17 protein-coding genes and 1 pseudogene are annotated in these 20,282 nt (G+C 63.1%); 15 read left to right on the forward strand and 3 right to left on the reverse strand.

All coding sequences use genetic code 11. The features are described from left to right. Positions 1 to 137 precede the first annotated feature (137 nt). The 4 genes from dgcB (at position 138) to ACQKEK_RS19265 (ending at position 4,528) form a co-directional block, all read left to right on the forward strand. Positions 138 to 2,117, forward strand: a complete 1,980-nt coding sequence (gene dgcB / locus ACQKEK_RS19250; RefSeq protein WP_499143302.1) for a dimethylglycine demethylation protein DgcB — start codon at positions 138 to 140, stop codon at positions 2,115 to 2,117. Next, on the forward strand, positions 2,117 to 3,352 hold the full coding sequence (etfA, locus tag ACQKEK_RS19255) for an electron transfer flavoprotein subunit alpha (protein WP_499143300.1): 1,236 nt from the start codon (positions 2,117 to 2,119) through the stop codon (positions 3,350 to 3,352). Before dgcB ends, etfA begins: the two co-directional genes overlap by 1 nt. Before the next feature lie 113 nt (positions 3,353 to 3,465). Further along, positions 3,466 to 4,239 carry an electron transfer flavoprotein subunit beta gene (etfB, locus tag ACQKEK_RS19260; RefSeq protein WP_499143299.1) on the forward strand — a complete coding sequence of 258 codons (774 nt, stop codon included), beginning with the start codon at positions 3,466 to 3,468 and terminating at the stop codon, positions 4,237 to 4,239. A 40-nt stretch (positions 4,240 to 4,279) separates the two neighbouring features. Continuing rightward, positions 4,280 to 4,528, forward strand: a complete 249-nt coding sequence (locus tag ACQKEK_RS19265; protein WP_064481446.1) for a hypothetical protein — start codon at positions 4,280 to 4,282, stop codon at positions 4,526 to 4,528. A 183-nt stretch (positions 4,529 to 4,711) separates the two neighbouring features. Here ACQKEK_RS19265 and gbdR read toward each other — a convergent pair whose 3' ends face one another. Both gbdR and ACQKEK_RS19275 read right to left on the reverse strand, forming a co-directional pair. Continuing rightward, the gene (gene gbdR, locus ACQKEK_RS19270) at positions 4,712 to 5,809 is read right to left on the reverse strand and encodes a choline metabolism transcriptional regulator GbdR (protein ID WP_499143296.1); all 1,098 of its coding nucleotides are present in this window, start codon (positions 5,807 to 5,809) and stop codon (positions 4,712 to 4,714) included. Between the two features lie 394 nt (positions 5,810 to 6,203). After that, positions 6,204 to 7,580 carry an L-serine ammonia-lyase gene (locus tag ACQKEK_RS19275; RefSeq protein ID WP_064481444.1) on the reverse strand — a complete coding sequence of 459 codons (1,377 nt, stop codon included), beginning with the start codon at positions 7,578 to 7,580 and terminating at the stop codon, positions 6,204 to 6,206. A gap of 1,009 nt (positions 7,581 to 8,589) precedes the next feature. Here ACQKEK_RS19275 and ACQKEK_RS19280 point away from each other — a divergent pair. The 7 genes and pseudogenes from ACQKEK_RS19280 to ACQKEK_RS19310 all read left to right on the forward strand — a co-directional run. Beyond that, complete coding sequence (locus ACQKEK_RS19280) at positions 8,590 to 9,786, forward strand: quaternary amine ABC transporter ATP-binding protein (protein ID WP_499143294.1); 1,197 nt, start codon at positions 8,590 to 8,592, stop codon at positions 9,784 to 9,786. 2 nt (positions 9,787 to 9,788) lie between these two features. Beyond that, positions 9,789 to 10,664: an ABC transporter permease gene (locus ACQKEK_RS19285; protein ID WP_499143292.1), complete on the forward strand. Its 876-nt coding sequence runs from the start codon at positions 9,789 to 9,791 to the stop codon at positions 10,662 to 10,664. A gap of 41 nt (positions 10,665 to 10,705) precedes the next feature. Continuing rightward, complete coding sequence (gene choX / locus ACQKEK_RS19290) at positions 10,706 to 11,653, forward strand: choline ABC transporter substrate-binding protein (RefSeq protein ID WP_499143291.1); 948 nt, start codon at positions 10,706 to 10,708, stop codon at positions 11,651 to 11,653. Positions 11,654 to 11,870: 217 nt separating this feature from the next. Beyond that, the gene (locus tag ACQKEK_RS19295; protein WP_499143289.1) at positions 11,871 to 12,725 is read left to right on the forward strand and encodes a glycine betaine ABC transporter substrate-binding protein; all 855 of its coding nucleotides are present in this window, start codon (positions 11,871 to 11,873) and stop codon (positions 12,723 to 12,725) included. 296 nt (positions 12,726 to 13,021) lie between these two features. After that, a complete protein-coding gene (gene betI / locus ACQKEK_RS19300; protein ID WP_499143288.1) occupies positions 13,022 to 13,609 on the forward strand; it encodes a transcriptional regulator BetI in 588 nt (195 codons plus the stop codon). Positions 13,610 to 13,649: 40 nt separating this feature from the next. Next, positions 13,650 to 15,122, forward strand: coding sequence for a betaine-aldehyde dehydrogenase (betB, locus tag ACQKEK_RS19305; RefSeq protein WP_499143287.1), 1,473 nt, complete (start codon positions 13,650 to 13,652; stop codon positions 15,120 to 15,122). 79 nt (positions 15,123 to 15,201) lie between these two features. Continuing rightward, positions 15,202 to 15,500: pseudogene (locus tag ACQKEK_RS19310) on the forward strand (choline dehydrogenase); the annotation flags it as partial. Positions 15,501 to 15,835: 335 nt separating this feature from the next. Here ACQKEK_RS19310 and ACQKEK_RS19315 read toward each other — a convergent pair. Continuing rightward, positions 15,836 to 16,612, reverse strand: coding sequence for a ferredoxin--NADP reductase (locus tag ACQKEK_RS19315; RefSeq protein ID WP_499143285.1), 777 nt, complete (start codon positions 16,610 to 16,612; stop codon positions 15,836 to 15,838). 223 nt (positions 16,613 to 16,835) lie between these two features. On the opposite strand from ACQKEK_RS19315, the gene ACQKEK_RS19320 reads away from it, so the two are divergent. The 4 genes from ACQKEK_RS19320 (at position 16,836) to ACQKEK_RS19335 (ending at position 20,282) form a co-directional block, all read left to right on the forward strand. Then, positions 16,836 to 17,963, forward strand: coding sequence for a methyltransferase (locus ACQKEK_RS19320; protein ID WP_499143284.1), 1,128 nt, complete (start codon positions 16,836 to 16,838; stop codon positions 17,961 to 17,963). After that, the gene (locus ACQKEK_RS19325; RefSeq protein WP_499143282.1) at positions 17,960 to 18,337 is read left to right on the forward strand and encodes a MerR family transcriptional regulator; all 378 of its coding nucleotides are present in this window, start codon (positions 17,960 to 17,962) and stop codon (positions 18,335 to 18,337) included. Before ACQKEK_RS19320 ends, ACQKEK_RS19325 begins: the two co-directional genes overlap by 4 nt. 56 nt (positions 18,338 to 18,393) lie before the next feature. Continuing rightward, positions 18,394 to 18,783, forward strand: coding sequence for a carboxymuconolactone decarboxylase family protein (locus ACQKEK_RS19330; RefSeq protein WP_499143280.1), 390 nt, complete (start codon positions 18,394 to 18,396; stop codon positions 18,781 to 18,783). Positions 18,784 to 19,055: 272 nt separating this feature from the next. Next, positions 19,056 to 20,282 (forward strand): MFS transporter, encoded by a 1,227-nt coding sequence (locus tag ACQKEK_RS19335; protein WP_499143278.1) that lies wholly within the window; start codon positions 19,056 to 19,058, stop codon positions 20,280 to 20,282.

Genomic DNA, 20,282 nt, shown 5'->3' on the forward strand with positions numbered 1-20,282 from the left:
TGGCTCCCTCTCCCTTTTTGGGGAGAGGGCTGGGGTGAGGGTCGGTCCCGCAGACCAACTGCTCACCCTGACCCTCTTTCCGGAGGGGCGAAGGACTGAAACGCATCACCCCCTGACATTGGCGGTGGGAGCCTCACATGTTGAACACCATTCTTCCCATTCTCCTGTTCGCCGCCCTCGCGCTTGCCGTACTCGGCGCAGGCAGGCGCTTTGCCATGTGGCGCCGCGGTCGGCCGGCCAAGGTCGACTGGCTCGGTGGCCTGATGGCCATGCCACGGCGCTACCTGGTCGATCTGCACCATGTGGTCGAACGCGACAAGTACATGTCCAAGACTCACGTCGCCACGGCTGGCGGCTTTGTCCTGGCGGCTGTACTGGCGATCATCGTGCACGGCTTCGGTCTGCAGAGCCGGATTCTCGGCTTCGCCCTGCTCGCCGCTTGCGTGCTGATGTTCGTCGGTGCGCTGTTCGTCGCCAAACGCCGCCGCAACCCGCCGGCACGGCTGTCGAAAGGCCCCTGGATGCGCCTTCCGAAGAGCTTGCTGATGTTCTCGTTCAGCTTCTTCATCGCCACCCTGCCGGTGGCCGGCATCCTGCCGGAAGATTTCGGTGGCTGGATCCTCGCAGCTGTGTTGGCACTTGGCGTGGCCTGGGGTGTCTCGGAGATGTTCTTCGGCATGACCTGGGGCGGGCCGATGAAGCATGCCTTCGCCGGTGCCCTGCACCTGGCCTGGCACCGCCGTCCTGAGCGTTTCCGCACCCCGCACAACGCCAGCGCGGCCCGTTCCAGCGGCCTCAAGGCATTGGATCTGACCGATCCGAAGGCACCGCTGGGCGTGGAAAAACCCAAGGACTTCACCTGGAACCAGCTGCTCGGCTTCGATGCCTGCGTGCAGTGCGGTCGTTGCGAGGCAGCGTGCCCGGCCTTCGCCGCCGGCCAGCCGCTGAACCCGAAGAAGCTGATTCAGGACATGGTTGTCGGCCTCGCCGGTGGCAGTGACAAGGGTTACTTCGGCAGCCCCTACCCCGGCATCCCGGTGGGAGAGCACGGCGGCAACCCGCACCAGCCCATCGTCTTCGCCGAAGGCAAGGGCCTGGTCGAGGCGGAAACGCTGTGGTCCTGCACCACCTGCCGCGCCTGCGTCGAGGAGTGCCCGATGATGATCGAGCACGTCGATGCCATCGTCGACATGCGCCGCCACCTCACCCTGGAAAAGGGTGCGACGCCCAACAAGGGCGCCGAGGTGCTGGACAACCTGATCGCCACCGATAACCCGGGCGGCTTCGCTCCCGGTGGTCGCCTCAACTGGGCCGCCGACCTCAACCTGCCACTGATGAGCGAGAAGAAACAGGTCGACGTGCTGTTCTGGGTCGGCGACGGTGCCTTCGACATGCGCAACCAGCGCACCCTGCGCGCTTTCGTCAAGGTTCTAAAAGCTGCCGACGTCGACTTCGCCGTCCTCGGCCTGGAGGAGCGTGACAGCGGTGACGTGGCACGCCGCCTGGGTGACGAAGCGACCTTCCAGTCGCTGGCCAAACGCAACATCGAGACCCTGGCCAAGTACCACTTCAACAAGATTGTCAGCTGCGACCCCCACAGCTTCCATGTGCTGAAGAACGAATACGGCGCACTGGGTGGCGAATATCAGGTACTGCACCACAGCACCTACATGGAAGAGCTGATCCGCGGGCAGAAACTCAGCCTGGGTCAGCACAAGGGCGGCAGCGTGACCTATCACGATCCCTGCTACCTGGGCCGCTACAACGGCGAGTACGAAGCGCCGCGCAGCGTGCTCAAGGCCATCGGCATCGAGGTCAAGGAAATGGAGCGTTCCGGCTTCCGCTCGCGCTGCTGCGGCGGTGGTGGCGGCGCGCCGATTACCGATATTCCCGGCAAGCAACGGATTCCCGACATGCGCATGGTGGACATCAAGGAGACCGGCGCCGAGCTGGTCGCCGTGGGCTGCCCGCAGTGCACCGCGATGCTCGAAGGTGTTGTCGAGCCGCGGCCGCAGATCAAAGACATCGCCGAACTGGTCGCCGACGTATTGCTGGAGAAACCTGCGCCAGCAAAAAAGCCCGCAGCGGCCAAGTCTGAATCCCTGGAGGTGCACTGATGAGCGACATCATCCGCCGCGACCCTCGCGCCGAGTGGATCGCCCGTAACCGCCTGCATCCGCTGCACGCCGCCATGGCCTCGGCCGCAGCGGGCGGCGAAACCAGCTGGACCGGCCCCAACGGCATCCTGCGCAAAAATCCCCACGCGGTCGGCTTCATCGGGCCCAATGGCCTCAAGCGCATCGACCGCAGCGGCGCCCAGCAAGGCGGCAGCGCCAAGCGCAGTGCGGCCAACGCGGTGGTGCAATTGCCACTGCACGTAGTCGAGCAGCCGGCCTTTCATATCGCGGTGGTGCCGGACATGGTCGGCGGCCGCCTCACCAGTCACGACAAGGATCTGCTCGGCCTGGCCAACAAACTGGCCGGCGATACCGGCGCCGTGGTCGCCGTGGTCTTTGGCGACTACAAGGAAACCGCCTTCGATACCGCCGGCATCGACCGCCTGGTGCACATCGAGGGCGAGGCCTTCGACGGCTACGCGCCGGAAGCGCGGGTGCTGGCCCTCAGCGCGGTGGAAAGCCAGCTGGCGCCACGCCACTGGTTGTTGCCAGACAGCCGCACCGGCGGGGGTGAACTGGGTCGCCGCCTCGGCGCCAAGCTCGGCGAGCGTGCGGCCACCCGCGTCTGGCAGGTCGCCGACAACCAGTGCATCGGCCGCGCCGGAGCTGGCCAGCAGGACCTGGTACGCCAGGCGCCACGCCTGATTCTCGCCGCCGTCGAGTGTGCCGATCCGGTCAGCGACACCCGCCACGAAGCGCGTGCCCTGCCCCTCGAGCACCCGATCACCCGCTGCCTGCCACGCATAGAAGACCTCGGTGCGGTAGCAGTCGACCCGGCCTTGATCCCCATGGCCGAAGCCGAGTTCATTCTCTCCGGCGGCAACGGCGTCAAGGACTGGGACCAGTTCCACCAGGCCGCCGAGGCGCTTGGCGCCACCGAAGGCGCCTCCCGCGTGGCAGTCGACGATGGCTTCATGCCGCGCAACCGCCAGGTCGGCGCAACCGGCACCTGGGTCACCGCGCGGGTCTACCTGGCCATCGGCATTTCCGGCGCCATTCAGCACCTGCAGGGCATCAGCGCCTGCGACAAGGTCGTGGCGATAAACATGGATCCTGGCTGCGACATGATCAAGCGTGCCGACCTGTCGGTCATCGGGGACTCCAGGGAGATCCTCGCTGCGCTGGTCGAGCTGGTCACTGAATACCGCCAAGGAGGCGCCCGCGATGCGGCATGAACAGCGAGCTCACGAAAACCCCGTAGGGTGGATGACGCTTCACCCATCCGCCGGGAAAGACTGCACATTGATGCTGGAAGAAGGAAGCGTCTTCCACCCTACGGAGTCGCGCCATGACTGACCTGAACGTCATCACCCTGGTCTCGATCGGCGCTCATCCGACCTCGGGCCGCCCCCGCCGTGCCGAGCAGGATGCCCGCGCAGTCGAGCTTGGCCTGCGACTGGTGGGCGACCAACTGCAGCTGCTGCATGCCGGCAATCCGCAAGAGGAGGCGCTGCGCGCTTACCTGGGCATGGGCCTGAGCGAGATGACTGTGCTCGAACAGCCCAGCCATTGCGACGCCCTGCCACTGCTGAACAATTACCTGTTGGATGCCGGGGTCCATCTGGTGCTGACCGGCAGTCAGGCGGAAACCGGCGAAGGTTCCGGCCTCCTGCCTTACCTACTGGCCGAGCGTTTGGGCTGGCCACTGGTGGTCGGCCTGGCCGAGGTAGAAAAGATCGAAAACGGTGTGGCGCAGGTCCTGCAGGCCCTGCCCCGCGGTCAGCGGCGCCGGCTGAAGGTACGCCTGCCGTTCGTTGCCAGCGTCGACAATGCTGCCCCGGTGGCACGCCAGAACGCCTTTGGCCCGGCTCGCCGTGGCGAGCTGCACGCCGAGGACGTCGCCGTCATCGAAGACAGCATGCTGGACGAGGCGCAGCTACAGCCGGCGCGCCCGCGCCCCAAGCGGCTCAAGGTGATCAAGGCCAAGACTGGCGCCGAACGGATGAAAGCGGCCACCGCCAAGACCTCCGGCGGTGCAGGACAGGTACTCAAGGATGTGTCGCCGCAAGCCGGTGCCGAAGCCATATTCAAACTGTTGCGCGAAGAAGGCGTGCTGCGCTGAGCCAGCCGCCTCGCCTATCGAAGCCAAAGGAGCAAGAACGATGATGCATGCCGACCTGATCGACCAGGACGATTTCCGAGACCGCCTGGTGGCGCTGGGCTTTGAGATTCCGTGTGGGGTGTCGGCTGAACAAGCCTGTGAGCGCGCCGTTGTCGGTCTGTCCCGGGAACGCGCGCAGGCGCTACGTCGACTGGTCGAGGAACTGCTGGGCGGCTCTGCCACCCTGCTACCGTCGGTCCGCGAGGCCATATGCCGCAATCTACTTCCCGCACTGGTGCGCGCCAACTAGACCGTGCCGGTCACCTGTGACGTTGCATGGCGGCGTCACAGGTGCGCCATGGCCACAGCTCGAAACAAGCAGTTCCGAAGCAAGCAGTGTCGTAACAAAACAGCGCGCAGCCTCTAGCCAAAAACCGCAAAAAAAGGTGGATGACAGCGTCACCCACCTTTATCAACCAGAGCGTGCGCTACGTCAGATGCGCACGCTGGCGAATGTCGACTCACCCTGAGCACGCTGCAACGCTGCGACAGTGGCGGGATTTCTGTTGGCCTCGCCCGGGCGCGGTATCAGCGCAACCACCTGCGCCGACTGCTGGCCCGAACGCTCGTCACGCGGCGGAATGCCGAAGAACTCGCGGTAGCACTTGGAGAAGTGCGGGGTCGAGACGAAGCCGCACACCGAAGCCACTTCGATAATCGACATCGGCGTCTGCTTGAGCAGCTGACGCGCGCGAATCAGCCGCAGCTTGAGGTAATAGCGCGACGGCGAACAGTGCAGGTATTTCTGGAACAGTCGCTCGAGCTGGCGCCGCGATACGTTCACGTAGCAGGCCAGTTCGTCCAGGTCGATCAGCTCTTCGAGGTTGGCCTCCATCAGGGCCACGATCTCGAGCAGCTTCGGCTGGTTGGTGCCCAGCATGTGCTTGAGAGGAACGCGCTGTAGATCCTGTTCACTGCGGATGCGCTCATACATGAACATGTCGGAGATGGCCGCGGCCAGTTCACGTCCATGCCGGGCGCCAATCAGTTGCAGCATCAGATCCATGGGCGCAGTGCCGCCGGAGGCGGTGTGGCGATTGCGATCGATGGAGAACAGCCGGGGGGTGACGGAGGTACGCGGGAAGGCTTCCTGCATCGCGGCCAGGCATTCCCAATGCACGCTGCAGTCATAGCCATCGAGCAAGCCGGCCTTGGCCAACGCCCAACTGCCGGTGCACACCGCGCCCAGCTGACGGCCATGACGCGCTTGCGTCTGCAGCCAATGCAGATGCTCGCGCGTCACGCTGTGTTGAATATCCACACCGCCGCAAACGATGACGCTGTCCAGGCTGGGCGCGGTCTCGAAGCTGGCGTCCGGCGTGATCTGCAGGCCGTCGCTGGCGCTGACGGGCAGTCCCGACTGGGTCACGGTGAACCAGCGGTACAGCTCTTTGCCGGACAGCTGATTGGCCATCCGCAGCGGTTCCACGGCCGAGGCCAGGGAAATCAGGGTGAAATTTTCCAGCAGCAGAAAGCCGATGGTCTGTGGGAGCCGGTTCGGGGGCTGTGACCCGGGGTTGATCTGTGACATGACGGACCCTCACGGTAGGCAATTTTCACGAGCCTTTGAAGAGGCTCTTTTTCTTGTAGTGTGCAGCGCTGGCTAGCGCCGGGTTTTGCTTATAAAGAAGGCAAACAGCGTGCCTACTTTGAATGCGCGTTCAATTAAAACTAAGCACCTTCTGAAACGCCCCCGTCATGCGCCTCGCGTGACGCAGACAGAACAGTGTAAAGGTCGGGGGTTATCTGCCTGTGAGCACTTTGGTAGCAGTGTGGGGCGCCTATTGGCGCGATTCGCACACTGTCGCTTTCAGGTAACAGGGATGGGTAACAGTCAGGGTGCAGTGACTGGCTTCGAGCGCCCGCGCTGGGCGATGAATGCACCGCAACGGGCCGTCACGAAGGGCCCGATGCACCCGTTCGACTCAGCACTCGATGGCATTGACCGCCAGGCCGCCACGGGACGTTTCTTTGTACTTGTCGTGCATGTCGGCCCCCGTGTCACGCATCGTGCGAATGACACGGTCGAGCGAGATGAAATGCTCGCCGTCACCGCGCATCGCCATCTGCGCCGCATTGATCGCCTTCATCGCGGCGATCGCGTTGCGCTCGATACAGGGCACCTGCACCAACCCGCCGACGGGGTCGCAGGTTAGTCCCAGGTTGTGCTCAAGACCGATTTCCGCCGCGTTCTCCAACTGCTCGGGGGTCGCGCCGAGCAGTTCGGCCAGGCCGGCCGCGGCCATGGCGCAGGCGGAACCCACCTCACCCTGACAACCCACCTCAGCGCCCGAAATGGATGCGTTCTTCTTGCACAGAATGCCAATCGCCGCCGCGGCGAGCAGGTAGTCGACCACGTCGTTGTCGGACGCTTCCGGATGGAATTTCATGTAGTAGTGCAGTACAGCCGGAATGATGCCCGCCGCGCCGTTGGTGGGCGCCGTAACCATGCGTCCGCCCGCTGCGTTTTCCTCGTTGACCGCCAGGGCGAACAGGTTCACCCACTCCATGGCGCTCATGGTCGTGCCGATGACATTCGGCTTGCCCAGCTCCAACAGGTTCTGGTGCAGCCTGGCGGCACGCCGCCGCACCTTCAGTCCGCCGGGCAATATGCCTTCATGCCGCAAGCCATTGGTGACACACAGCTTCATTGCCTCCCACAGGCGCAACAGCCCCTGGCGAATCTCCGCCTCGCTGCGCCAGGCCATCTCGTTGGCCATCATCAATTCGCTGACGCGCATGCCGTGGCGCTTGCACAGCACCAGAAGTTCGACGGCATTGGAAAAATCATAGGGCAGTACGGTGTGGTCCTGGTCCAGCAGCCCGGCGGCGGCCTGTTCGGCGTTGACCACGAATCCGCCGCCGACGGAGTAATAGGTGTCCTCGTGCAGCACACCGGAATGCCCGTACGCGATGAATGTGACGGCATTGGGGTGATACGGCAGATTTTCCTCTAGCAGGAGCAGGTCTCTGGACCAGTCGAACGCGACCGGCCAGTGCCCGTCGAGCCGTAGCTGGCCGCAGGATCGAAGCGCGGCGATGCGCGGGGCGATCTGCTCCGGATCGATAACGTCCGGTCGCTCGCCCATCAGGCCCATGATCACGGCGTTGTCGGTGCCATGCCCGACCCCGGTGGCCGACAGCGAGCCATACAGGCGCACTTCGACTCGCCATACCCGCTCGAGCATCTGGCGCTCGCGCAAGGCATCGACAAAAAGCGCCCCGGCGAGCATCGGTCCGACGGTATGGGAACTGGAAGGCCCGATGCCGATTTTGAAAAGGTCGAATACGCTGATCGCCACGCTAAACGCTCCACTGGAAGCCCTGAAGACAGGCGCCATCATGGTGGTTTTGCGAACACATCGAAGTCTGGCACCGACGTGGTCATGCCCAATCCCGTCAGGTTGCCCAGTTTATGACCAGCCGGTCTTGCCACGCGCAACCGCTGTCCAAGCTGCCACCAGCCATGCCGCAATTACCCTGGAGACGTATGAATGATGGCGGCACGGCCATCGCCACCAGCCGGTCGTTTACTACGAGACCGTTAGCTACAGATAAACGAAGGGCCGCGCCTCTCCTTTGCTGCCATCTGATTCGGGTCGCTGCGGCGGCCCTTGCCCCGTTCCGCACTGCGCGGCCACGTCAAGGGCCATCGAGGCAGAGCAGACCCCTGATGTCCCGAGTCACGCGAAACAAGCCGAGCCCGCAACATGACCTACGCTCATAGTTCCGTCACCCCAGTGCTTCTTTTACTGGCTGAATGCGCCGTAATGGTTCACTTCCCAGCAAACCGCCGGAAATCTGCACCATCGTCGTGATGAATTTTTTTCGCTATTGAATAAAAAAGGCCCCATGTCGCCGTTCAGTATGTAGGCGTCGTAACTCGGCAATTGTCGCGCCCAAAGCGGCCTATCGTTGAGTCATGTTCCACAGCCGGCGCCTAATGCGGCGGTGATTGGAGGCGTTGCACGATGTAGCTTCAGCCGTCCCCAACGTCTGAGCAGATAACAATAATGGGTACCGGTTCCGCTCCGCAGGGGGCGTACGAACCACGATGAACTTACTAGCACTGCCAAGGGTAGAAGCGGTCACGACACAGCGGTGAAACGCCACGACGCCGAGCCTGCAGACGCGCGAGATGAGTCGCTCATTTCGCCTGGCGACTGCTGCCCGTCGAGCGACCGCAAGACCACTTCAGCCCGGTACATGACAACCGATTACGCCATTAAGCAGTCGGCGACAGCCGTCGAGCGCTGCGTGCGCTTGCGGCCTCCGTTAGCTGAGCTGGATGTCTACTGAGGGAACCGTCCCATGCAGTCTGGAAAGATCGTCGTCGAGAACCTGTACAAGGTCTTCGGCCCCCACGAACAAGAAGCCATCACCCTGCTCAAGCAAGGCTGGAGCAAGGACAAGATTCTCGCCGAGCGCGGCGCGGTCATCGGCGTAAGCGATGTGTCGTTCAGCGTCGAGGAAGGCGAAATCTTCGTCCTGATGGGCCTGTCCGGCTCTGGCAAATCCACCCTCATACGCCTGATAAATCGTCTGATCGAGCCCAGCGCCGGTGATGTCTTCATCGATGGTCAGAATGTCGCCAAACTGCCCCACGCTCAGCTCATCGAGCTACGTCGCCGCGATATGAGCATGGTCTTTCAGTCCTTCGCCTTGATGCCCTCGCGCTCGGTGTTGGACAACGCTGCCTTCGGCCTGGAGGTTGCGGGTGTCAGCCGCAAGGATCGTGAAGAGCGCGCCATGACCGTACTCACACAGGTCGGCCTCGATACCTTTGCACATAAATACCCGCACGAGTTGTCCGGCGGCATGCAGCAGCGGGTTGGCTTGGCCAGAGCACTGGCGGTGAACCCCTCGATGATCATCATGGATGAGGCCTTTTCCGCGCTCGACCCGCTAAAACGTCGGGAAATGCAGGATGTGCTGCTGGAGCTGCAGAAGATCCATCGGCGCACCATCATCTTCGTCTCCCATGACATTGAGGAAGCCATGCGCATCGGCAACCGCATCGGCATCATGGAAGGCGGCAAGCTGATCCAGGTCGGCACGCCGCAGGAGCTGATCGACAATCCCGCCAGCAGCTACGTGCGCAACTTCTTCGATACCGTCAACACCACCCGTTACCTCACAGCCGGCCAGCTCAAGGCCGACAGCGTTCCGCTCTACGTGCACAACGGCAAAGCGCCGGACGCCATGCAGGTCTGCCAGGAGCTGCAGGCCCTGGACAAGCACTACGCCTTCGTTGTCGATGAACAGAACAAGTTTCAAGGTTCCATCAGCCTCGAACGGATCGCCCTGCTGGTCGAGAACGGCCAGACCTGCGGCCTCGACGCACAAGTACTGAAACAGATCGACCCGCTCACCGAAGACCAGCCGCTCGACCAAGTAATTGAGCGCCTGGTGGGCAACGAAGGACCGATGCCAGTGGTAGACAGCCAAGGGTTTTACGCGGGCGCCATCAGTAAAGGTCGCCTTCTGACTCGTCTGCAGGAGGACTGACCGTGGATAAGCAACTGGATCTGGGTAGCTGGGTCGACAACGTCGTCCAGCACTTGCTGGAAAATTACAGCGGCGCCTTCGACAGCCTGGGCGGCGTAGTCAGCGGATTTTCCGAAGGCATCGAGGCTGTATTGATGCTGCCGCCAGCCTGGCTGCTCATCGCCATTTTCGTCGGCCTCGGCCTGTGGCGCATTGGCGCTCGGTTCGCGGCCTTTACCGCCGTTTCCTTCATTCTCATCGTGCTCACCGGTTTCTGGGAACAGACCGTTGTAACCCTGGGGCTGACCTTCTCCGCCACGCTGATCAGCCTGTTACTGGGCATTCCGTTGGGTATCTGGTCGGCTCGCAATGAGCGGGTGGCCATGGTGACCCGTCCGATTCTGGACTTCATGCAGACCATGCCAGCGTTCGTCTACTTGATCCCGGCGGCGATGCTGTTCGGCCTCGGCCGCGTGCCCGGCATCATCGCCACGGTGATCTTCGCCATGCCGCCGGCCGTGCGCCTGACCAACCTGGGCATCCGCCAGGTCAACAAGGAAATCGTAGAAGCTGGCCAGTCCTTTGGCTGCAACAGCCGGCAGCTGCTGTTCAAGGTGCAGCTGCCGAACGCCATGCCGTCGATCATGGCCGGGGTGAACCAGACCATCATGATGGCGCTGTCGATGGTGATTATTGCCTCGATGGTGGGTGCCGGAGGCCTGGGCAATGACGTGCTGGCGAGCATTCAGCGACTGGACATCGGCCTCGGCTTCGAAAGCGGCATGGCGGTGGTTCTGCTGGCGATCATCCTGGACCGCATCACCGAAAGCTTTGGCACCGCTAGGCAAGTGACGCACAAGACCACCTGGTATTCCTGGGTAAGCGCCAAGCTCAAGTAACAGCGCCAATAGCCCCACAACTCCTAGATAAGGCAATCGGAATGAAGACGTTCAAGACGATATCGACGGCTGTGGGCCTGCTCGCCTGCGCGGCGCTGCAGAGCGCATGGGGCCAGGAACCGGCGAGCTGTGAGAAGGTGCGTTTCGCTGAAATCGGCTGGGCGGACATCGCTGCCACCACCGGCGTGGCGATGGTCCTGACCGAAGGCCTGGGCTATGACCCGAGCAAGGTGATGGCGTCCGTGCCGATCGCCTTCACCGGCGTGAAGAACAAGCAGATCGATGCGTTTCTCGGCTATTGGTCACCCTCGATGGACGCGGTCATCGAGCCGTTCGCCAAGGACGGTGGCGTCAAGGTGCTCGAATCGCCCAACCTCGTGGGCGCCAAATACACCCTGGCGGTGCCCACCTATGCGGCCGACGCGGGGCTGAAAAGCTTCCAGGACATCGCCAAGTTCAAGGATCAGCTGGGCGGCCGGATCTATGCGATCGAGCCGGGCAACGACGGCAATCTGCTGATCGAGAAGATGATCAAGAGCGATCAGTTCGGCCTTGGTGACTTCCGCATGGTTGAGTCCAGCGAAGCCGGCATGCTGGTCCAGGTGCAACGCGCCATTCGGAAGAAGGAGCTCGTGGTCTTCCTCGGCTGGGCGCCTCACCCGATGAACTCCCAGTATGACCTGACCTACCTCGCCGGTGGCGACGAGGTGTTCGGGCCTGACTTTGGTGCCGCCAAGGTGTTTACCGTGGTGCCGCAGGACTATCTGGAGCGCTGCTCGAACGTCGGGAAGCTGCTGCAGAACCTGCACTTCAGCGTGCCGATGGAAAGCGAGCTGATGCAGATGGCACTCGAGCGTGACGATCCGCAGACCGTCGCGAAGCAATGGATCAAGGCCAATCCGGACGCCCTCGACCAGTGGCTGGCCGGGGTGACCACCCGGGACGGTCAGGACGGCGTCCCTGCCGTGAAGAAGTTCGTCGGTCTCTGACCGGAACCTAGCCAGCCAGGACGCCTCGGCAGACACGCCAGGCCCCTGCTCGGCTAGAGCCAACCCACTCCGCTTCACCCTTATCGGTGCGCAGACTGCGCATCGGAACCGCGCGTGGGGCCTCACTTAGCAAGTGTGGCTCCGGCAACAACCTTGAGCCCTGGTATGGGCCCCGGTCGGCATCACTGCCACTTTTCCTGACATGGAGCTAACACGCATGAGTCTGATCAAGCATTTCCTTTGCGGTCTCGGCGCCGCCAGCATGGCGCTCGGCATGGCGGCCAGCATGGCGGCGGATAAGCCCGCGCTGAAAATCGGCTACGTCAACGGTTGGGACGACAGCGTCGCCGCCACCCACGTGGCGGGCGAGATCCTGCAAAGCAAGCTGGGCTACACCGTCAAGCTGCAACCGGTGGAACCGGCCATCATGTGGCAGGGCGTGGCGCGCGGTGACCTCGACGCCACCCTCTCCGCCTGGCTGCCAGCCACCCACGGCGAATACTTCGAGAAACTGAAGGACAAGATCGTGGTGCTCGGGACCAACTACGAAGGCGCCAAGATCGGCCTGATCGTGCCGGACTACGTTGAGGCGAAAAGCATCGAGGACCTCAACCAGTACAGCGAGGCATTCGGCAGCAAGATCACCGGTATCGATGCCGGGGCCGGTGTCATGCGGCGCACCGAGGACGCGATCAAGCAATACGACCTGGACCTGCGCCTGATGCCTAGCTCGGGCCCAGCCATGACCACCGCGCTGACCCGTGCGGAAAAGGCCAAAGAACCGATCGTCGTCACCGGCTGGATCCCGCACTGGATGTTCGCCAAGTGGAATCTGCGCTTCCTGGAAGACCCGAAGAAGGTCTTCGGTGACGACGAGCACGTCGATACGGTCGCCAACCCGGGGCTCGCCAGCAAGGCTCCCGAAGCCGAGGCCTTCCTGAAGAAATTCAGCTGGGGCGCCGAGGAAGTTGGCGAGGTGATGCTGGCGATCCGCGACGGCGCCAAGCCTGAAGCTGCCGCCCGCGAGTGGGTGGAAAAGCATCCGGACCGCGTCGCCGAGTGGCTCGAATAACCGCCCCGCTCTTTACCCATCACGAGCGATGCCTTTGGCGGGCGTCGCTCGACACCCTGCAGTCGTATACAGGCACGCAGTCAGATGGGGTATGGCGATATCAATAACCTCTCTTGCGGCATGCGCTACGCCATTGCGCGCGGGTGCGCTGGTGACATCGGCCGTGCATTTGTCCACCGCACTCGATGCGCGACACGCATATACCGAATATCGACAACCGCTCCTTTATTGATTGAGCGTTCAATAAGAAGACTCTAGTCTGGCTGCAAGTCTAAACCTGACCGGATTCTCAAAAAATGCCCAAACTTGGTATGCAGCCTATAAGGCGCAAGCAGCTGATACACGCGACGCTCGAGGCGGTGGACCAGGTCGGCATGAGCGACGCCAGCATTTCCATGATCGCGCGCCTGGCAGGCGTGTCGAACGGCATCATCGCGCACTACTTCCAGGACAAGAACGGCCTGCTCGAAGCAACCATGCGGCACCTGATGAAAGCTCTCAACCAGGCCGTTCGTACGCGGCGCGAGCAGCTTGCCGACGACAGTCCTCGCGCTCATCTGAAAGCCATCATCGAAGGCAACTTCGACGACAGCCAGGTCAATGGCCCGGCGATGAAAACCTGGCTGGCGTTCTGGGCATTCAGCATGCACCAGCCCTCTCTGCACCGCCTGCAGCGAATCAATGACCACCGCCTGTATTCGAACCTCTGCTGCGAGTTCCGCCGCGTCCTGCCGCAGGATAAGGCACGTTCGGCCGCACGCGGCATGGCAGCACTGATCGACGGCCTCTGGCTGCGCGGCGCGCTGGCCGGCGATGACTTCGATATCGAGCAGGCGCTGCAATTGGCCGACGACTACCTGGATCAGCTCTTGGCCAACCGCTGAGCTGCTCCCCACCCCCCACACGCACCGCGCGAGGATGACCATGCCCCGTTTCGAGCACCAGCAACTCTATATCGATGGCCGTTACGTCGACGCCACCAGCGGCACGACCTTCGAGACGGTCAACCCGGCGACGGGCGCAGTGCTCGCCGAACTGCAGCGAGCCTCGCGTGACGACGTGGACAAGGCGGTCGCCAGCGCCGCGGCCGGACAAAAGGTCTGGGCCGCCATGACCGCCATGCAGCGATCACGCATCCTGCGCCGCGCGGTGGACATCCTGCGCGAACGCAACGACGAACTGGCCGAACTGGAAACCCTCGACACCGGCAAGCCGCTGACTGAAACCCGCGCGGTCGACATCGTCACCGGGGCCGATGTACTGGAGTATTACGCCGGCCTGGTACCGGCCATCGAAGGCGAACAAATCCCGTTGCGCGACACCAGTTTCGTCTACACCCGCCGCGAGCCGCTGGGTGTGGTGGCGGGCATCGGCGCCTGGAACTACCCGATCCAGATCGCCCTGTGGAAGTCCGCGCCGGCACTGGCAGCCGGCAATGCCATGATCTTCAAGCCCAGCGAAATGACCTCTCTGAGCACGCTGAAGCTGGCAGAGATCTATACCGAAGCGGGCCTGCCAGACGGCGTGTTCAACGTCCTCACCGGCAGCGGCCGGGAAGTCGGCACCTGGCTCACCGAGCACCCGGGCATAGCGAAGATATCCTTCACCGGAGGCACCCGCACCGGCAAGCAGGTCATGGCCAGCGCCTCCAGCTCCTCGCTCAAGGACGTGACCATGGAGCTGGGCGGCAAGTCGCCGCTGATCATCTTCGAAGACGCCAACCTCAACCGTGCTGCAGACATCGCGGTCATGGCCAACTTCTTCAGCTCCGGCCAGGTGTGCACCAACGGCACCCGCGTGTTCATCCCGCGTTCGCTGCAGGCGCGGTTCGAAGCCAAGGTCCTCGAGCGGGTCAAGCGTATCCGCCTGGGTGATCCGCTGGACGAGCGGACCAACTTCGGCCCGCTGGTGGGCTACGCACACATGGACAGCGTGCTCGATTACATCGAGTCGGGCCGTGCCGAGGGCGCGCGGATGCTCTGCGGCGGAACGCGGGTGACCGAAGGTGAATACGCCAAGGGCGCCTATGTTGCACCGACCGTGTTCAGCGACTGCCGGGATGACATGCGCATCGTGCGTGAGGAAATCTTCGGCCCGGTGATGAGCATCCTGATCTTCGACGACGAAGCGGAAGTGATCCGCCGTGCCAATGACACCGACTACGGCCTCGCTGCAGGCATCGTCACCCAGGATCTGGCCCGCGCCCACCGCGTCATTCATCAGCTCGAAGCGGGCATCTGCTGGATCAACACCTGGGGCGAATCGCCAGCCGAAATGCCTGTGGGCGGCTACAAGCAATCCGGCGTGGGCCGCGAGAACGGTTTGACGACCCTGGCGCACTACACACGCACCAAGTCGATCCAGGTCGAACTGGGCGAATTCGTCTCGGCGTTCTGACGGGCGACGCAAGCAACGGCGGTGCTCTCGTGCTGCTGATGGCTCGAGACTGGCGGTGTCCATTCGGGAGGATACTGCTTTGAAGGAATACGACTGCATCATCAGTGCCGGCTCGGCCGGTAACGTGCTGGCTACCCGCCTGACCGAGGACGCGGATATCAGCGTGCTGCTCCTCGAAGCGAGAGGGCGGACTACCGCACCCAGATGCCCGCCGCGCTCGCCTTTCCGCTGCAGGGCCGGCGCTATAACTGGGCCTACGAGACCGATCTCTATCCCACCCTGCAGATGCACAACCAGCCGCTGATCGGCGCCGAGTGGCTGTTTCTCGGCAAGGGTGTCGGCGCCAGCAACAGGTTCGAGGCCGGCGGCTTCATTCGCTCGCGCGGCAAGTTCGAATAGCCGAACATCCAGTACCACTTCCTGCCGGTGGCGATTAACTACTACGGCACACGCCGTTACCGCGCAGCACCGCGCCCAACTACGTCGCCGCAAACGCCCCGGCGCGCAACGTGTCGCACAGCCAGTTAGCGCGCAAATGGCGGGTGGATGACGCTTTTTTCATCCACCTTTGCCACCGCTCGGTCGATCGGTGAAGCGTGATCCACCCTACGAAGCTGACATTGCCGGGGCGGCTTTCAATACCGAGCCCCGCTTGTCCGCCTTACGCCTTACGCCGCTGTCCAGCATGCAGCACAGCCTCAGAGCGAGACTTTTCACCAATAATTCTCCACCGCCACCTGACCCGGCCGCCGGGTCAGGCTCAGGTTGAGGTCGCGTGTCTTGAGCAGGGTGCGGGTGTCTTCGATCATCTGCGGATTGCCGCAGAGCATGATCCGCGAGTGTTCGGGCTCGAGCTGCAGATCCGCCGCTCGCTCCAGTTCGCCGTTTTCGATCAGCGTGGTGATACGACCGTGCAGCGCGCCGGGGATCTGCTCGCGGGTTACTACCGGCAGGTAGGTCAGCTTCGAGCCGAGCCCTTCCAGATAGTCGCGCTGCGGCAGCTCGCGGATCAGGTTCTGATAGGCCAGCTCCGATGCGGTGCGCGCGCTATACACCAGGATGATCCGCTCGAAGCGCTGCCAGACCTCGAAATCCTGCAAAATGGAGAGAAACGGCGCGATGCCGGTACCGGTGCCCAGCAGCCAGAGATCGCGCCCGTCGATGAACCGGTCGAGGGTCAGAAAACCAAACGACTGCTTATCTATGAGCAACTCGTCGCCGGGCTTAAGCCGGCTCAACTCGCTGGTAAACTCACCATCCGGCACCACGATGGAGAAGAAATCGAGAAACTCGTCATGGGGCGCCGATACCATCGAGTACGCCCGCCAGACGATGCTGCCGCTGGGCTTACGAACGCCGAGGCGGGCGAACTGGCCGGCAGTAAAGCGGAAGCCGGGGTCGCGGGTGGTGCGCAGGGTAAACAGACTGGGCGTCAGCGTCTGCACCTCGAGCAGACGCTGGCGGGTGAACTTCTCTTCGCTGACGGTCATACTTCGCTCCTTCCGGACATCGGGGGACACCAGCGTGTCCGGGCCGCGGAAAACGTAGGCGAGGCAGGCAAGACAAGGCAGAAACAGCCGAAGAAGCGGAGTTTAGGCGTTCTAAATGAGCATTCTGAGGCTGTTTCTAACGCAGTATTGCCAACGCAGGTAGTTTTCCGCGGCCTGGACCCTTGATACTCCTTTCTGACGCATGTAAACACCGCCAGTTCTTATGCCTATTCTCGAATCCGCCTACGCACGCCTCGATCTGATCCGCCAGCCGGAACAGCCCAACGAACCCTTGCAGGCGTTCGATGCGGCTGACGAATACCTATTGGCGCAGCTGTACGAGCAAGGCTTGGCTGCGACAACGCGGGTGCTGATCCTCAACGACAGTTTTGGCGCCTTGGCCTGCTCGCTGGCGAAGCAGGTGCAGGTCACCAGCAGCGGCGACTCTCACCTGGCGCACCTGGCGCTGGAAAAAAACCTGCAGCGCAACGCCATGCCGGTTGACGCGGTGACCTTCCTTCCCGCCAGTGAGGTGGCGCAAGGGCCGTTCGACCGGGTGCTGATTCGCGTCCCCAAGACGCTCGCCTTGCTGGAGGAACAGCTGATCCGCCTGCATGGCCAACTCGCGCCAGGTGCCCAGGTGATCGCCGGCTCGATGATCAAGCATCTGCCGCGTGCAGCGGGCGATCTGCTGGAGAAGTACATCGGCCCAATGCAAGCCTCGCTGGCGGTGAAGAAAGCGCGTCTGCTGACCGCGACTCCGAGCGAAAAGCCGGCACCGCGCTCGCCCTATCCGACCCGCTACCGCCTGAATCAGCCGGGCATGGAACTCGTCAACCACGCCAACTTGTTCTGCCGGGAAGATTTGGATATCGGCACCCGAGCCTTTCTCCCGCACCTACCCAAGGCGCTCGGCAACCTGCGTGTCGCGGACCTGGGTTGCGGCAACGGCGTGCTCGGTATCGTCTACGCCCTTAGCAATCCGCAAGCGCAGATGACACTGGTGGACGAGAGCTACATGGCAGTGCAATCGGCACGCGAGAACTGGCTGGCCATCCTTGGCGAGCGCCCTGCCGATATCCGTGCCGGCGACGGGCTGGCCGAACAGCCGATGGATTCGCTGGATCTGGTGCTGTGCAATCCGCCCTTCCACCAGCAGCAGGTGGTCGGTGACTTCCTCGCCTGGCGGATGTTCACCCAAGCCAAGACGGCGCTGGCCAAGGGCGGCGAGCTGTGGATCGTCGGCAACCGCCACCTTGGCTATCACCTCAAACTCAAGCGCCTGTTCGGCAAGGTCGAGCAGGTCGCGGCCACGCCCAAGTTCGTCATCCTGCGAGCCATCAAGCCGTGAGCGAAGCGCCGGTTCGGCTGAGTATCCAGCAGTTCGCCACGCGAACCGGCCTTTCCGCCGACACTCTGCGCTATTACGAAAAGATCGGCCTGTTGCGCCACGTCCCACGGGACGTCAGCGGCTTTCGCGTCTACGGCCCGCGCGATCTGGAATGGGTCGGCTTCATCCTGCGTCTCAAAGACACCGGCATGGCGCTGGACGACATCATTCGCTACGCCGATCTGCGTGAACGCGGCGAATCTACCCTTGCGGCACGACAGTCCCTGCTGGAAGCCCATGCCGCCAAGTTGCAAGATCGCCTCGAGCGCGACCGCGAGCATCTGGCCGCGCTGCAGGCAAAGATCGAGCTGTACCGCCAACAAACAACCCCTTGACCTGGAGTCCACTCCAACCCTCAGGCTTTCCTCTACCCAATCAAGAGGAACGCTCCATGTCCGCATCCACCCGCTACACCGAAGGCCTGGCCAAACTCGAAGAGATCGACGGCGAGGCCGGCCGTAAGGTTATCGAGAGCCTGCAAGCCATCGCACCGGACCTGGCCCGCTACGTCATCGAGTTTCCCTTCGGCGATATCTACCAGCGTCCTGGCCTCGACCTGCCACAGCGTGAGCTTGCGACCGTCGCAGCATTGACCGCACTCGGGCATTGCCAGCCGCAATTAGCGGTGCATATCCACGGCGCATTGAACGTCGGCTGCACGCCGGAGCAGATCGTCGAGGTGATCATCCAGATGGCGGTGTATGCCGGCTTTCCTGCAGCATTGAACGGCATGGCGACCGCCAAGGCGGTGTTTGCCGAGCGCGGGTTGTTGCCTGAATGAAGCCCGACGCCTGACTTCGTACGCACGGCGGGGCCAGCCCGCGACACCACACGCGTCCACCGTGGGCTAAAGCCCACCCTACGGGGAAAGCCAACGCATATCCTTCTATGTAGGGTGGGCTTCAGCCCACCAGAGCACCATGTCTCGACTGCTGGCGGGCCAAAGCAAAACGCCGCTCGTCCACTCCGTTCGGCTTTCTGCAGGCAGATTGCCTCAGCGCCACCGGGGCTGAATGCTAATCTGCCCCACTGCCCACCTTGCGCCTCGACCTGATGTCCACCCACGCTAAACTATTGCTGCGCCACCAACGCCCCTTCATCAAATTCTGGTTCGCCCGCGTGTTCACCGCCAGCGGCTTCCAGATGCTGGCGGTCGCCATCGGCTGGCACATGTACGAGCTGACCGGCAGCGTGCTCGACCTCGGTCTCGTGGGCCTGGCCGAATTCTTCCCTCGCCTGCTGTTCATTCTTTGGACCGGCCATGTCGCTGACCGCTTCGACCGTCGAAGAGTGGCGGCGCTGTGTCAGGGTTTGCAGGGGCTGATCGCTCTGTCGCTGGTGCTTGGCGCTGGTGGGCTGGGGGTGACGCGCGAAATGATCTTTGTCCTTGCGTTCCTGCTGGGCACGGCGCGGGCGTTCGAGGGGCCGGCGACTCAGGCGCTGCTGCCGAGTCTGGTGCCTGCGCAGTTATTTCCGGCAGCCGTCGCTGCCTCGTCGTCGGCCATGCAGACCGCCACTATCGTCGCACCGGCGCTCGGCGGTCTGCTGTTCGCCATCGGCCCGCTGTGGGTCTATGGCCCGGTGGCGCTGCTGTTCGCCCTGGCCTGCAGCCTGATGCTGAGCCTGCCGAAACGCCCGGCGCCGCCCAAGCAAACCGGCCCGGCGATGGACAACCTGCTCGCGGGTATGCGCTTCATCCGCAGCCGGCCGGACATTCTCGGCGCCATTTCCCTGGATATGTTTGCCGTGCTGCTCGGCGGCGCCACGGCACTGCTGCCGGTCTTCGCCAAGGACATCCTGCTCACCGGCCCCTGGGGCCTAGGGCTGTTGCGTTCGGCACCGGCGGTGGGTGCGCTGCTGATGTCGCTGTGGCTTGCGCGCTATCCGATCAACAAAAGGGTCGGCCGGGTCATGTTCGCGGCTGTCGGGGTGTTCGGCCTGGCAACCATCGCCTTCGGTCTGTCGACATCGTTCTGGCTGTCCATGGGCGTGCTGGTAGTGCTGGGCGCGGCGGACATGATCAGCATGGTGATCCGCGGCGCGTTCGTGCAGCTGGAAACGCCGGACGCGATGCGCGGCCGGGTGAGTGCGGTGAATGGGTTGTTTATCGGAGCGTCCAACCAGCTCGGTGAATTCGAGTCAGGGCTGACGGCTCACTGGTTCGGCACGGTGCCTGCGGTGGTGATCGGTGGCGTCGGAACGCTGATAGTTACCGGCACCTGGATGAAAGTCTTCCCGACGCTGGCCAACCGCGACCAGTTGCATCGGGATCTGGATTAG

The sequence above is a fragment of the Pseudomonas sp. NPDC077408 genome (genome assembly GCF_050269105.1).
In the GTDB taxonomy this organism is placed as follows: Bacteria; Pseudomonadota; Gammaproteobacteria; order Pseudomonadales; family Pseudomonadaceae; genus Stutzerimonas.